12 protein-coding genes are annotated in these 14,991 nt (G+C 53.7%); 7 read left to right on the top strand and 5 right to left on the bottom strand.

All coding sequences use genetic code 11. The features are described from left to right. Positions 1 to 78 precede the first annotated feature (78 nt). The 6 genes from J7395_RS11655 to rodA all read left to right on the top strand — a co-directional run bounded on the left by J7395_RS11655 (position 79) and on the right by rodA (position 7,067). Entirely contained in the window at positions 79 to 984 is a 906-nt protein-coding gene (locus J7395_RS11655) for an alpha/beta hydrolase (RefSeq protein ID WP_247742096.1), read from the top strand. Between the two features lie 182 nt (positions 985 to 1,166). Further along, positions 1,167 to 2,207 (top strand): rod shape-determining protein, encoded by a 1,041-nt coding sequence (locus tag J7395_RS11650; protein WP_007090779.1) that lies wholly within the window; start codon positions 1,167 to 1,169, stop codon positions 2,205 to 2,207. Positions 2,208 to 2,331: 124 nt separating this feature from the next. Next, a complete protein-coding gene (gene mreC, locus J7395_RS11645; protein WP_209221585.1) occupies positions 2,332 to 3,315 on the top strand; it encodes a rod shape-determining protein MreC in 984 nt (327 codons plus the stop codon). Then, positions 3,312 to 3,827 (top strand): rod shape-determining protein MreD, encoded by a 516-nt coding sequence (mreD, locus tag J7395_RS11640; protein WP_062952621.1) that lies wholly within the window; start codon positions 3,312 to 3,314, stop codon positions 3,825 to 3,827. Before mreC ends, mreD begins: the two co-directional genes overlap by 4 nt. A gap of 182 nt (positions 3,828 to 4,009) precedes the next feature. Then, complete coding sequence (gene mrdA / locus J7395_RS11635; RefSeq protein WP_247742095.1) at positions 4,010 to 5,899, top strand: penicillin-binding protein 2; 1,890 nt, start codon at positions 4,010 to 4,012, stop codon at positions 5,897 to 5,899. 4 nt (positions 5,900 to 5,903) lie between these two features. After that, the gene (gene rodA, locus J7395_RS11630) at positions 5,904 to 7,067 is read left to right on the top strand and encodes a rod shape-determining protein RodA (RefSeq protein WP_062952623.1); all 1,164 of its coding nucleotides are present in this window, start codon (positions 5,904 to 5,906) and stop codon (positions 7,065 to 7,067) included. A 13-nt stretch (positions 7,068 to 7,080) separates the two neighbouring features. Here the strand turns inward: rodA and J7395_RS11625 are convergent, their stop codons facing one another. From J7395_RS11625 to J7395_RS11610, 4 genes are all read right to left on the bottom strand, one after another. Further along, positions 7,081 to 8,529, bottom strand: coding sequence for a GGDEF domain-containing protein (locus tag J7395_RS11625; protein WP_209221583.1), 1,449 nt, complete (start codon positions 8,527 to 8,529; stop codon positions 7,081 to 7,083). Between the two features lie 50 nt (positions 8,530 to 8,579). Further along, positions 8,580 to 9,707, bottom strand: coding sequence for an ABC transporter substrate-binding protein (locus J7395_RS11620; RefSeq protein WP_209221582.1), 1,128 nt, complete (start codon positions 9,705 to 9,707; stop codon positions 8,580 to 8,582). Positions 9,708 to 9,839: 132 nt separating this feature from the next. Continuing rightward, a complete protein-coding gene (locus J7395_RS11615; RefSeq protein WP_062952625.1) occupies positions 9,840 to 10,583 on the bottom strand; it encodes a glycerophosphodiester phosphodiesterase family protein in 744 nt (247 codons plus the stop codon). A 189-nt stretch (positions 10,584 to 10,772) separates the two neighbouring features. After that, complete coding sequence (locus J7395_RS11610; protein ID WP_082824839.1) at positions 10,773 to 10,958, bottom strand: hypothetical protein; 186 nt, start codon at positions 10,956 to 10,958, stop codon at positions 10,773 to 10,775. A gap of 300 nt (positions 10,959 to 11,258) precedes the next feature. Between J7395_RS11610 and J7395_RS11605 the strand changes: the two genes are divergently transcribed. After that, positions 11,259 to 12,410, top strand: a complete 1,152-nt coding sequence (locus tag J7395_RS11605) for a Xaa-Pro peptidase family protein (protein WP_209221581.1) — start codon at positions 11,259 to 11,261, stop codon at positions 12,408 to 12,410. A 67-nt stretch (positions 12,411 to 12,477) separates the two neighbouring features. Here the strand turns inward: J7395_RS11605 and J7395_RS11600 are convergent, their stop codons facing one another. Further along, on the bottom strand, positions 12,478 to 14,913 hold the full coding sequence (locus tag J7395_RS11600; RefSeq protein ID WP_209221580.1) for an ATP-binding protein: 2,436 nt from the start codon (positions 14,911 to 14,913) through the stop codon (positions 12,478 to 12,480). Positions 14,914 to 14,991 lie beyond the last annotated feature (78 nt).

The raw sequence follows: 14,991 nt of genomic DNA, 5'->3' as shown, positions 1-14,991 counted from the left end.
ATTTGCCACCCCTTTTTGTTTGAACAGTCCAATACAGTCATTCCGTGATATAATGCGGCGTCAATCCGAAGAGGACAGATGATGACCCAAAACCCTGTTCTTCCGCGTCATCGCCGATATGTGCCCCTGTATCTGTTTATCCTTTGCGCCGTAAACTTGGCGACGCTGGTGACACCCGCCCGTGCGGCGTCGATTGATACCGCAGAGAAAGTCGATATTCCGGCTCAGCCCTATCCACTAAGCGGATTGCGTCAGCGGCTGATAGATGCTGGCAAAAACATTCCCGCGGTCGATACCAGTCTGCAATTCGATATTCCGGGTCTCTATTACCCGCCTGCGGATGCAAACGGTAAAAACGCCGCGGTGATTGTCGTTCCTGATTGTGATGATCGCTTTCCTGAAGACTGGATATCAATCCTGCATGATGCCGGAGTTGCAGTACTTCGCATATCACCCGGACAGGCCCACCCGTCACAAAGCTATTGTACGGCAGGCACGCTTGATAATCCGAAACATGGCGTAACCTATTGGGCATTTGATGCGCTCAGCGCGCTTGACTATCTGGTGGCTCAAGACGGCATTGATCCGGACCGGATTGCGATTTTCGGTTATGGATATGGGGCGGCGGCCGCCCAATTTGCGATCTATCGGCACGGTCATGCCAAACGTTTTGATCAACGGTTCGTTGCGATGGTGGGACTACGTGCCCAATGCATGTCGGAAATGGATAATTTCGTTCCGGCCCTTCTGGTGGCGGTGAAGGGGGATCGGCTTAATCCACCAGCATGGTGCCAATGGCGCATGGATCGCGATCTGCGTCCGGACCGCGAACCGGTAATGTTTAAAATGCTTCAAAGCGACGAAACGCCTGAAAAACAAGCGACTCGCAAATTTCTGAAAGTAGAAACAGGACAGGACACAACAGCCCTGATTCTGGATTTCTTGCGTAAAACTGGAATAATTCTCAAGGGTGATAAACCTTGAATGAAAACGCCAACTCCATATGGCGGATCATCTTTTTGCATCTTATTTCAAGACTTCTGACGCGTCTTAATTATTCCTCAATTCCCTGAGCAGATTATTCGTGCATCGACTGGCGCGTTACGCTATCAAAGCCGGTACATTCGTATTCAAGATTTTACTATTAACCGGGGCATAGGGCAGGAATGTTTTCCAAGCTTCTTGGGGTTTTATCCTCCGACATGGCGGTGGATTTGGGCACCGCCAACACACTGGTTTACGTCAAAGGGCGTGGCATCGTCCTTAACGAACCATCCGTGGTAGCCATCACCGACGAAAAGGGCAAGAAACAGGTACTTGCCGTTGGGGAAGAAGCTAAGCAGATGCTCGGGCGTACGCCCGGTTACATTCAGGCCATTCGCCCGCTACGCGATGGCGTGATTGCCGAATTCCACATCGCCGAAGAGATGATCAAACACTTTATCCGTAAAGTGCATGGCCGTCGCAACTTCGCCAGCCCGGAAGTCATCATTTGCGTTCCATCCGGTTCAACCGCTGTTGAACGTCGTGCCATTCAGGAAAGTGCTGAAAGTGCCGGCGCACGCAAGGTCTGGCTGATCGACGAACCGATGGCCGCCGCCATTGGCGCCGGTCTTCCGGTGACCGAGCCGACTGGCTCGATGGTTGTCGATATCGGTGGTGGCACCACCGAGGTTGCGGTTCTGTCGCTTGGCGGTATCGTTTATGCCCGTTCGGTACGTGTTGGTGGCGACAAGATGGATGAGGCGATCATCGCCTATATCCGTCGCACCCATAACCTGCTGGTTGGTGAAAGCACCGCAGAACGTATCAAAAAAGAAATCGGCTCGGCCTGTGCACCAGACGATGGTGATGGCGCAACGGTTGAAATCCGTGGCCGTGATCTGATGAATGGCGTTCCGAAGGAACTGATCATTTCCGAACGCCAGATCGCAGAAAGCCTTGCAGAACCGGTTTCCGCCATTATCGAGGCGGTCAAGGTCGCCCTCGAACAGACCCCGCCCGAACTGGCAGCCGACATCGTCGACAAGGGTATCGTTCTGACCGGCGGCGGCGCGATGCTTGGCAATCTGGACTATGTCCTGCGTCATGCGACCGGCCTTCCGGTTTCGATTGCCGACGATCCGCTGTCCTGCGTTGCGCTGGGTACGGGTCGTGCACTCGAAGAAAAGAAGATGCTTCGCAACGTGCTGCACACCGCCTACTAAGGCGAAATGGCAAAAAACATCTCACCGGGTCATGTCCTGACTGGACGCGACTCGGTGATTTCGTTAAGGTTGAATATCCCACGGGGATTTCGGGACAACTTTCTGATCTAATGCGGGGAATATAGTGGCTCAGCATGGCGGTCCGCAGCAGCGTATCTTTTCGCCGTTACGTACGGCGCTTCACCGCTTCGCCTTCATTCTTCTGATCGTTTCTGCATTCGGCCTGATGCTTCTGGGCAAGGCCGATACGGTTTTGATCGAACGGATACGTGCTGCTTCGGCAGACCTGGTTTCGCCGATCATGAATGTCGTATCCCGCCCGGCAGCCAGCATCAACGAGCTGACCGAACAAGCCACCAACCTGTTTAATCTTTACGAACAGAATGAACGTCTGCGTCGCGAAAATCGCGAATTGCTGGCATGGCAGCAGGTTGCCCGCAATCTGTCGCATGAAAATGCGCGTCTGCGCGACCTTGCCGGCTATACCAGCCCGCCCCCCTTGCGCCTTGTAACCACACGCGTGATTGCCGATATGGGCGGAGCCTATGCACACAGCCTTATGGTATCTGCCGGTTCGCGCGACGGCGTATCCAAGGGACAGGCTGTGATGTCGGACGAAGGGCTTGTCGGCCGGGTCGCCGAAGCCGGGTACCAGGCATCGCGTGTTCTGCTGATCACGGACATCAACTCGCGCGTGCCGGTGATTGTTGAAAATTCGCGAGACCGCGCATTCCTGTCGGGTGACAACACAGACCGTCCGCTACTGACCTTCCTGACTGCCGATGCCGCCGTTGCACCGGGGGATCGCATTCTGACATCCGGCCATGGCGGCGCATTCCCGCCGGGTATTCCGGTTGGGGTCGTATCGTCGGTTTCGGAAAATGCCGTACGTGTTGCACCATTGTTCCGCCGCCACCAACTTGAATATCTGCGTGTTGCCGACTATGGCCTGCAAGGGATCCTGAGTGATCAGGCAATTCGTCGTAACGAGATGCAAAGTGACGGCGTTATCCTCAACGGCGTTGGTATTGTGCCCAATGACGGGAACGATACGGCAACAGACATGCCGACGGCAAACCCTGCACAGCCTTCGGACCAACTTCCGTGAAGCCCGGTGTCTGGCACAGGCTGGATATCATTGCGCGAGGCTTGTTTCCGGCATTCAGCGTTTTTATTCTGCTGTTGCTCAATTTATTGCCGGTAAGCGTACCATTGCTGAGCACCGCGTCACCTGCGCTGCCATTAATGGCGGTCTTTTACTGGTCAGTAAACCGACCGGATCTGCTGACGGCATTAACGGCATTCTTTCTGGGGCTCTTGCAGGATTTGCTGACGGGGCTGCCGCTTGGTGTCAGTTCGCTGGTTCTGTTGCTGGTACAGACAGGATCTGCCAGTCAGGGACGCTTTTTCCATAACAAGCCATTCAGCGTGATGTGGTGGGGCTTTGCATTGGTGGCGATCCCGGCACTACTCGTGCAATGGCTTTTGAGTTCTGCTTTGATCGGGGCGTTGTTGCCGATCAAAGCAACATTGATTAGCTATGTATTGACGGCGGCACTTTTCCCGCTGGTTGCGTGGGTTTTGGCGCGTGCGCAAAATACGCTCCTGCGCCATATTTAGAACTACGGAAACCGGTCAATATTGATAATTTGGCAATAGCTGGCGGCTATGCTGGAAAGACAGTTTTCAACAAGCACCGCACAGGATAAAACGGGCATACAAGTTTCCCGAATTCCGGCGGAGCAATCCGACCAACAGGTTTGACGACGCCTATGTGGCACCGTGACTCAGACAGATTTCGCATGTTTACCCGCCGTGCCCTTATGCTCGGCGCGGGACAGGGGGTATTGCTGACCGGTCTTGCTGCACGCATGTATTATCTGCAGGTGATGGAAAGCGACCGCTACAGGGTGCTTGCGGACGAAAACCGGATATCGCACCGCCTGCTGCCGCCACCGCGTGGTTTGATTACCGACCGATTTGGCGCGCCTGTCGCCGTCAACCGGCAGAACTATCACATCATGATCGTTCGCGAACAGGCGCAGGATGTGCGCCGGACCCTGGAAATCCTTGACCAGATCATTGAACTGGGGCCGGATACGATTGAACGTGTTGAACGCGATGTTGCCCGCAGGCGGTCTTTTGTCCCGGTAACGGTCCGCGACAATCTGACATGGGAAGAAGTCGCCCGCGTTGGGGTCAATGCGCCTGACCTGCCCGGCCTTATCATTGATGCCGGTCGTTCCCGTGATTACCCCGAAGGACCACATCTGGCCCATACACTGGGCTATGTTGCCGCCGTTTCGGAAAAAGAACTGACCGGTGATCCGTTGCTTGAACTTCCGGGTTTCCGGATCGGTAAAAACGGTATCGAAAAGATTTATGATCTTGCCCTTCGCGGCAGTGCCGGCACCAGCCAGGTAGAAGTCAATGCATTGGGTCGGGTGATCCGCGAACTTGACCGAGAGGAAGGCGACAGCGGCAGCACCGTTGTCATGACCCTTGACCTTGAGTTGCAGCGTTATGCCAATCAGCGCCTGTCGCGCAAGGAAAGTGCATCCGCAGTTGTGATGGACATCCACAATGGCGAAGTGCTTGCGATGGCATCGCACCCGACATACGACCCGAATGCTTTTACCAATGGCATCTCGCACAAGCTTTGGAACAGTCTGGTCAATAACGAATATTCACCGCTGTCCAACAAGGCAATCACCGGCACCTATGCGCCGGGCTCGACATTCAAGATGTGCGTTGCCCTTGCCGGACTTGAAGCAGGTGTCGTTACCGCCAATCAGCGTTTCTTCTGCCCAGGTCATCTTGATCTTGGCAATGCGCGGTTCCATTGCTGGAAACGTGGCGGGCATGGCTGGGTCGACATGCATGACTCGATGAAGCATTCCTGCGACGTTTATTATTACGAAATTTCGCAAAAAATCGGGATCGACCGCATTGCTGCCATGGCCAACAAGCTTGGTCTTGGCGAATTGACCGGTATTGACCTTCCCAACGAACGTTCCGGCCTGATCCCGACGAAGGACTGGAAGGAAATCCAGCTTGGCAAACGCTGGCAGGGCGGGGAAACACTGATTTCATCAATCGGCCAGGGATATGTTCTGGCAACGCCACTGCAACTGGCGACCATGGTTGCGCGCATTGCATCCGGGAAGGCCGTGAAACCGCACCTGACCCGCGACCACGTCACGCCGGAAGGCATCACCAGCCGCCAGAATGAAGAATTCCCGGAACTGCAGGTCAACCGCGCCAATCTGACGCGCATCCGTGACGGCATGAATGGTGTAACCAATGAATTGCGCGGAACCGCGCATCGGTCACGCATCGACATCAAGGGCATGGAAATGGCCGGTAAAACCGGTACCAGTCAGGTGCGCCGCATTACAATGCGCGAACGACAGACGACCGGGGTTCTTGATAACGATGAACTGCCGTGGAAATACCGCGACCATGCCCTGTTTGTCGCCTTCGCACCGGTGGATAATCCACGCTATGCCTGCGCGGTTGTCGTCGATCACGGCGGATCGGGTTCCGGAATTGCCGCCCCGATTGCACGTGACATCCTGCTCAAGGCGCAGGAACTGAAATCCGCCCGCCCCGGTATTTCGGCGGCCAATATTGCATCGACCGCAGAATTGCTGCATCCGGCACTGCGCGACCGCGACGAAGAAGAAGGCTAGAAACATGGCATCGCGCAGATACCGTATCGGCGAAGATCCGGATTACGTGCCAATTGGCCGTCGCCTTCTGATGCTGAACTGGACGCTGGTGATGCTGATCGCGGCCCTTGCCGGGATCGGATTTGCCATGTTGTATTCTGCCGCCAACGGATCGTTCGAGCCATGGGCAGAACGCCAGATGATGCGATTTGCCGTTGGTGCAGCCTTGATGATCGTCATTGCGGTGACAGATATTCGTGTCTGGCTAAAACTCGCCTATTTCTCCTATTTCGTTGCGCTGATCCTGCTGATCGGTGTCGAAATCAAGGGCGATATCGGCATGGGGGCGCAACGCTGGATCAATCTTGGCTTCTTCCAGTTGCAGCCTTCCGAACTGATGAAAATCTCTCTGGTGCTAGCCCTTGCGCGCTATTTCCATGGTCTGACCGTCGAGGAAACCGGGCGCATCCCGCTTCTGGTTCCGCCTTTGTTGATGGTTCTGGCTCCTGCAGCACTGGTGTTGCGCCAACCTGATCTGGGCACGGCTCTTTTGCTGATCGCGGGCGGTGGTGTGATCTTCTGGCTGGCCGGTGTAAGGGTCTGGAAATTCGCCCTGATCCTTGGTGCGGCTCTGGCGATCATTCCAATTGGCTGGCAGTTTTTACGCGACTATCAAAAAAACCGTGTTCTGACTTTCCTTAATCCTGAAAATGATCCGCTTGGTGCTGGCTATCACATCACACAGTCAAAAATCGCTCTGGGTTCTGGTGGCTTGTTTGGCAAGGGATACATGCTTGGTTCGCAGAGCCACCTGAACTTTCTTCCCGAAAAACAGACGGACTTTATCTTTACCATGCTGGGTGAAGAATTCGGTCTGGTTGGCGGGCTGGCATTGTTGCTGCTTTACACCATGGTGATCATGTATGGTTATGTGATCGCCCTGCGTTGTCGCAACCAGTTCGGTCGTCTGGTTGCCATCGGGATTACATCGACATTCTTCCTGTATGTCTTCATCAATATCGCGATGGTAATGGGGCTTATCCCGGTGGTGGGTGTGCCGCTGCCGCTCGTGTCATATGGTGGTACGGTGATGATGACCATTCTCGTCAGCTTTGGCTTGCTGATGAGCGTTTCAATTCACCGTGATATACGCATTTCCAGACAGGGTAATGACGATGGTCGGCAGTAACGCCAGTCTGTCCTCAGCTTTTTACCTGCACTGATAAATGGGACAAATCGGCAAACGTACACCGGTTCCGGCCGGTTTCCTTGGCACGATAAAGCGCCTCATCGGCTAGCGAATAGAGAATATCTGCCAAATCCGAGTTTTCGCGTGACTTCAGCAATGCCACATCGCGGGCAATCTCGGCATCCATCTTTGCAATCGCTGCCTGTGTCGGCAATGATATCACCCCGAAACTTGACGTATAATTCAAATGCTTGCCACCAAAGGCAACCGCGTCCTGCTCAAGTGAAGCACGAAGGCGTTCGGCAAGGATCATAGCCCCTTCCTTCTCTTCCCCCGGAAGCAGAACAGCAAACTCTTCGCCACCCAGGCGGGCGGGAAGGTCAATATCGCGCAGGCTGCGTTGCAAAAGTTTCGACAGGGATGCCAGAACCGCGTCGCCTGCCTGATGCCCGTATGTGTCGTTCAAAAGTTTGAACTTGTCGATATCCAGCAAAAGGATGCTCATCGGCGTGTCGCGACGTTTCCAGATCGACAGGTTTTCTTCCAGACGCGTCATGAAAACACGCCGGTTGGCAAGACCTGTCAGCGGGTCCGTCGAGGCCAATACTTCAAGTTTGCCCATAGCATCATTAAGTTCACGCGTCCGGCTTTCCACCCGTGCTTCAAGGTTTACATTCGCATCAAGCAAATCGTCACGCGCACGTTGCAATTGGCCGATTTGGCCACGGATCATACCAAAAAGACCAACCGTAACCGATCCCAGCAACTGCACTTCATCGTCATGCCGGTGCATGGGGGGCATTTCAAACGGGTGCTTAACATCCGTCGGGTCCGATTTGACGATGTAATGCGCAAGCTTTATCAGCGGTCGGGAAAAAACAACGTAACTGAGTGCCGCAAACACCACAGCCATGGCTACGGCGAACACCATGTTCGCCAGAAATGACCACGCAGAACGGGACATGAATACAGTCACAAAAACCTGCGGATTAAGTTCTACGACCATCATCGCGACCGAGCCGGAGGATGGTCCCGTATCCCCCGGCAACAGGATTTCACGTGTCTGCAAACCGCCAAACAACTGTTCGGCCCACCTCGAAACCGGAATTTCCCCCGTTGCCCGTTTGCGCTGATACAGAACCGAACCGTCCTCATTTGTGATTGTGACTTTTGAAACGGAACGCTGCACCATCATGCCGCGCACGATTGCCTCGGCAAGATCGGTGTCCCTCTTTGTCACCGCCTCGTTAGCAACGGGTACACTGCTTTCAAGAACACGTTCATTGGCCTGTCGATAAACATCGCCAATCCAGCGATAATCGCTGACAATCTGGAAGGCGGTAATGATAAGGCCGAGCAATATCGCGGCAAACAGGGAATATTTAAGCTGCCTTGCAGCCACCGAACTGCCAAGCTTCAGTGCAGACAGGTCCTGCGCTTTCTCATTTCCTGTCTTGGACACGCCTGAGCCTTTCTGTTCCAGCCATTTTATCCAGTGCAAGGCCACTGGTTTCAATCCCGTTTCGATACCGGGCTTAGCCCCTTGATCCCGAACTGATAGTCTCTTTGTTCCGGGTTGTTGACAAGACTGAACTGGGAAAAATCAATTTTGTCCCAGTCGCGTTCCCCAAGTACACGTTGGTAGACGCGCAGGTTTTCTGGCGTTACGGTCTGCATTCTGAAGAAAACTTCGGGGTTGTCCCTTAATCTTTCAACACCTTCGAGATAGTCTTTTAGCAATACCATGATCCATGCACCGGCCAGAAAATGCCCGCCATGTGTCATGGTCATTTTGCCCGCAGCAACGCTCTCAAGCCCTTCGGCCGACCAGTTCAAACCACCAACGAAAACATCCTGCCCGGGGATTTTTCCAGCTTCTTCTATCGCCTTGATCGCACCAAGGGCAATGTTATCGTTTGCCGCCCAAACCGCGTCAAGACAACCATCGGTCTCAAGCCAGTCGGCCGTGCGACGATAAGCTTCCTCGAAAGACCAGTTGGCGACAAGACGACGCTGTTCTCGCAAAACCGGATATCGTTCAAGTGCGGTATCAAGCCCGTCAATGCGCAGCAGGGAAGCCGGTGTAACGCTGTCACCGGTCAGTGACAGCAGACAGATATTTTCAGGCATCCGGCCCCTATTGGCATCGCGTGCCGCCGTAATCAGCGATTGGGCAATTTCAAATCCGGCACGTTCGTTATCGGGGACAAGGGTGGCGATCCATGTCGTTAATTCCGCCCCTGGCCGACCATATCGCTTCTTCTGCTCTTCTGTCAGGTCGTTCAGCAACATCAGAACCGGTATACCGCGTTCCTGCGCCTCAAGCACGATACGCGTCCCCTGCTGATGTTCGTTGACCGCGATAATATAGTCGGGGGGCGGATTCATCGCAAAAACGCGATTGGCACTTTCGGCCATCATCGCCCAGTCACGGTCGCTATCGAAAACGGTCAATTGAAAGCCGAACTGGTCGGCTGCCGCCTGCATGGTATCGCGGACATCTTTCCAGAAACCGCGATCCCCATAGCCGGGATTGATAAAGGCAATATGCGGCTCGGCCAAATCGTTTGCCCCGCTTGCCTCGGCGCGCGCAGCAACAAAAAGCAGGCACAATACGGCGAGCCAACATCCAAGCTTCAAAGATCATTCCCCCGACACTGGTCACAGGACTTTGGCGCCGTGTTAGCACGACGACCGCCCGTTTATATTCAGTGCCGCCGCAATAACCAATATTGCCGATAAGGTCAAATCAACTAAGCCCATACGTAAGGATCAGGATGCCAGCCCCGCCCCATCAAAACGCAACAGGACTTCCTGCTGAACCGCACGGAAAAGTGCCGCATAGTCAAGATTGACATAGTCGATCTGCCATTCAACAAGATTGGCAAAAAGTTCGGCATTTGGCGTATCGATGAAGATCATGGTCTCAAGACCGCGCCGCTTGGCCTCCTCGATCGCTTCCCGGGTTACATTTTCTTCCAGAAACTCGAAGATGTGCGCCTGTTCATGGTGGATGGCGTGCTCCAGCGAGCCGGCCACATGAAGCTGGACATTGCGTTTCAAATCCGGGGCAATCCGACGCAAGTCGGTGCGAATGTCGGCGGAAAAGGAACTGACAAAAACGTCATTGCCGAACGCAAAATCATCCAGCATATCCACAACCCGGCCCGCATCCGCCTGCTTGATCTCGCAATAGATTTTAACACGCCCCTTCAGGCGACGCAGAAAGTCGTCCAGTCGTGGAACCGGTTCACCGGCGAAAGCCGGACTGAACCACGAACCGGCATCCAGACGGTCAATTTCCGCACTTGTCATTTCTGCGATCACACCGGTACCGTCAGTTGTTCGGTCCACAGTTTCGTCATGCATGACATAAAGAACATTATCCGCGGACTGATGCACATCGAACTCGATATAATCCGCCCCGGCAATAATCGCGCTTTCGGCGCTGGCAAAGGTATTTTCGGGCGCGTTGAGACTGTCACCACGGTGATAAACAAGTTGCACTGGCTTCACGGGACCCTCCATATGGCTCGGTTCGCCACAAGGAAGGTATGCCGCACGTCTGGCAACGGGCAAGCTTGAAGGGCAAATTTAACCTTACTGTTACCTTGCAAAGCGATGTTGAGATGCCATCGGACACAACAAATCATCACATCACCGCAAAAGCGTGATGCTGATTGATCTTGGCAAACATGCACAGGCCTATCTTATGTCGCGCAACGCCCGGGCCAGTTCATCGGTCGACATGTCTGCGCGGTTCTCTATTCCATGCTGTTTGGCAAGGTAATAAAGATCATCGCGACGCCATTTTTCATAGGCCGGTTCGAACTGTCGGTCTCGCGGTGACGTTCCTGGTGTGGTTCTAGAAAGTTTCTGATAGCTAGCCACTTTTGCCTCCTGAAGGGGATGGTCTTAAGCGGAACTGGCATTGGGCTATTACAAAACCCTTTATGACACTGCCATTACATTTGATGTGGGGGGAAATGACAGAATGTCTATGTTTTCGAATAAAATTTACTGATTTCCCCGGTAAAATCATGATCTGAAACGGGAATTTCCTACCGGGCTTGAGGCAATAAATATAATTTATCAATAAAACATCATCGGATCATAATTTTTTCTATTTCCCGTTCACGGAGTTTGTTAGCGTCATCGGCAAATCAACAATCACAATCAGGGAATATGCCAATGGCATTGCATTTTGAACGCGCCGAACTGGCTGCCCGCCGGGCAAAAACGGTTGCCAGCCTCGAAGCTGCCGGCTTGGACGGCCTGCTGATGTTTCGTCAGGAAAGCATGTTCTATCTGACAGGATATGACACGTTCGGTTATGTCTTTTTCCAGTGTCTGTATCTGGGGGCTGACGGGCGTGTGGCCCTGATTACCCGCGCGCCCGATTTGCGTCAGGCGCAGCACACATCCGACATTGATGACATTCGTATCTGGGTTGATGGTCCGGATATTAACCCAGCCCTGCAACTGCGTGATATGCTGGCCGAATTTGGCTGTGGCGGCAAAAAGCTTGGGGTGGAATACGACGCCTATGGCCTGACGGCTGCCAACGGCAAAAAACTTGAGGCCGCCCTTGACGGTTTCTGCACGCTCACCGATGCATCCCGTCTGGTATCGGAACTGCGCGTTGTAAAAAGCCCGGCCGAACTGGATTATATCCGCACTGCCGCCAGCCTTGCCGATGATGCGTGGGATGCCGCCCTTGAAACCGTCCATGCCGGTGCCTTCGAAGGCGATATTCTTGCCGCCATGCAGAGTGCAATCTTCAAAGGCGGCGGGGATTATCCCGGCAATGAATTCATCATTGGCGCCGGGCGCGATGCCCTGCTGTGCCGTTATTTTACAGGCCGCAAGCATCTGGCGGATACTGACCAGATCACACTGGAATGGGCAGGTGCCTATCGGCATTACCATGCCGCGATGATGCGCACCATTCCGGTAGGCAAAGCAACATCACGCCATGTTGAAATGCACAAGGTCGCAACCGATGCCATGGCGGCCTGCCGCGAGGCACTTAAACCGGGTGATCCGATCGGCAATGTGTTTGATGCCTATGCCCGGATTTGCGATGCAGGCGGCATGAAGGCCCACCGCCTGAATGCATGCGGTTATTCAATGGGCACGACCTTTGCGCCGAACTGGATGGACTGGCCAATGTTCTATCACGGCAATCCGGTGATTGCCGAACCGGGCATGGTGTATTTCCTGCACATGATCCTGATGGATAGCGATAGCGGCATCGCCATGTGTCCGGGACATTCTGTCATTGTTACGGAAACCGGGAATGAGGCGATCTCACGCCATCAACTGGATCTGATCATACGCTAAATCACCACAGTGACCGACCGGGAAGAAAGGCCGCGCAGATAAAGCGCGGTCTTTTTATTTGCGAGAATCAGTCTTGCAAGGCTTTACGCATGGCATTGGCGGTGTCCTCGGCAAGACGGTCAAGTTCGGCAATCTGGTCGTGAATTGCCGTATCAAAGTCGCCGTCATAAAGCTCGAGCTTGCGTGCATTCGCAGACAGCTTTTCAGCAGCCAGATTTGCCGCCATTCCCTTGATTGTATGTGCAGCACGGCGAAGCCTTTCGCGATCACCATCTGTGATCGCAGCCATCATCTTTTCGCGTTCTTCCTGATAGGATGCCGGTAGCAGATCAATCAGGCTTGCCATCTGATCGGCACCCAATGCACTGCTCATTTCATCAAAGCGCATCTTGTCTATCAGGTTCATCTTGGTCTCTTTGGCTGAAATGTTTTCGACAACCGGATTTGGCGCCGGCTGTTCCAAGGTCGAATCAGGTATAGGATTTACAGCCTCGGCAAGATCAGGAACGCGCGTATCCAAAACAGCGGGACGGGAAACACCGCGGCTTCTGAGGAAGCGCAAAAGCACACCATAAAGCCTGCGTTCCTCAACGGGTTTGGTCATGACTTCATCCATTCCCGCAGCCAGAAAATCGCGATGCCGGTCGCTGAATGCTTCGGCAGTGACACAAATGATTGGAATGCGTCCCCCCCTGGTGACACGTTCCAGTTCACGAATATGACGGGTCGCACCCTCTCCGTCCAGAACCGGCATATGAGCATCCATCAGGATCGCGTCATAGGAATTGTTCTGGAAGGCATGCACCGCCTCCCGACCATTTGGAACAATATCGACGACCAATCCGTGACGCTGCAACAAGCCGCGGATCACATTGGCATTGATCTCGTTATCCTCGGCAACAAGAATGCGACGGCCAGAAAGCACACTGTCACCATTACCCTCGGCAATCTGGCTGCCGCCCTGCGCATGCAGTTCCGATTCCCGGGCTTCGAACGGCAGCCAAAGGTCAAACCGCGTGCCCTGTCCTTCGGCACTGTTGACCGTCATAAAACCACCCATCAGCTCCGTCAGGCTGCGCGCGATTGAAAGCCCAAGCCCCGTTCCGCCATATTGACGCATCGTGGAATTATCGGCCTGACTGAAAGGGGAAAATATCTGTTCCTGTCGGTCCCGCGGGATACCGATGCCGGTATCGATAACCGCGAAATGGTATACTTCCTCATCCGAAATCAGATGTCGAACGCGTTCGGGTACAATTTCCTCGTGCGTGACTTCCAGTCTCACAGATCCCTTACGGGTGAATTTGACCGCGTTTGACAACAGGTTCCAAAGGATCTGACGAAACCGGACCTCGTCACCGATAAACATTCGCGTTGCCAAGGCCACATCATCGCAATGCAGGGAAAGGTTCTTTTCGCGCGCCATATCGGCAATCGCACGAAACAGGTCATAGGTGATATCGGATGGGTGAAACGGTCGTTTTTCCAGTTCGACGCGACCAGCCTCGATCTTGCTCATATCAAGGATATCATTCAAAAGCGCCATTAGCGCCCGCCCCGACGAAAGGATCGCGCTGACCCGTTCCTTTTGCGCATCGTCAAGTTGGCTTTGCTGTAACAGTTGCGCCATGCCCAGAACACCGTTTAACGGGGTTCTGATTTCGTGACTCATCGTGGCAAGGAATTCGCTTTTGGCAGAGCTTGCCTGAAACGACTGGCGATAATGGCTGCGCAGTTCCAGCAACATGAAAGCCAGCGCGCAACTGTAACTGATCAGGCGGGACGGAATGATAAAGCGCGCAACAATATCGGCATTTTCCGGCCCGAAGGCAAAAAACGCCAGATGATTAAAACATCCGATCAGAAGCGCGAAACAAAACAAGGCTTCGGAAAGGGTAAATCGGTAGTGGCACCGGACCAGATACCCTGCGGCACAGGCAAAAATCATTACCATGGTCGGAAACAGGATCAGGGTACTGATATTTTGCAGGGCACCGCCGACATCACTTGAAACATCGGGCAAGAGCCAAACCAGGAATGCCAGAACGGCACAGCCTGCCACGATCATTCCCGGTACCAGTCCCCATACCTGATCATTACCCGGCCTGTTTTCCTGGCGGTTCGCGATATACCAACTCATAAGCACCAGCGAGAACGAACCAAGCCGTAAAACAAGGATCAAAAGACCGGTAAAGGATCCAAGTGCCTGCTCCTGCCCCAGCAGGGCGCGACCATACACGAGATTGGGAATACCCAGAATATCGCTGAAAAGAAGCAGTCCCATCGAGGCCGCGACATACAAAATCTGTTTGCGCTTGGTGATGTCAAAAACAATCCATCCGATGCATATCGACAACAGTGCAATAAACTCGACAACCACCAGAACAGAAATGGTAATTGCTGAAACCAGATCATCGTCAAGAGACGTGAAAAACAGAAAGCCAGGGCTGATGATACAAAACGCAAGAAACGCGATACCGGTAAGGCTCAGCATCTTGGGCATATTGGCATCGACCCCGGTTCTGGTCTTTTGACCGTTGTTAGTGTGCCATCACGGCAATTGGAACAATATCCCTGCCAA

This window comes from Thalassospira sp. A3_1, from assembly GCF_017744215.1.
Lineage (GTDB): Bacteria > Pseudomonadota > Alphaproteobacteria > Rhodospirillales > Thalassospiraceae > Thalassospira > Thalassospira lucentensis_A.
Note: the sequence above shows the minus strand (reverse complement) of the source record. Positions and strands in the feature narration are given on the sequence as shown.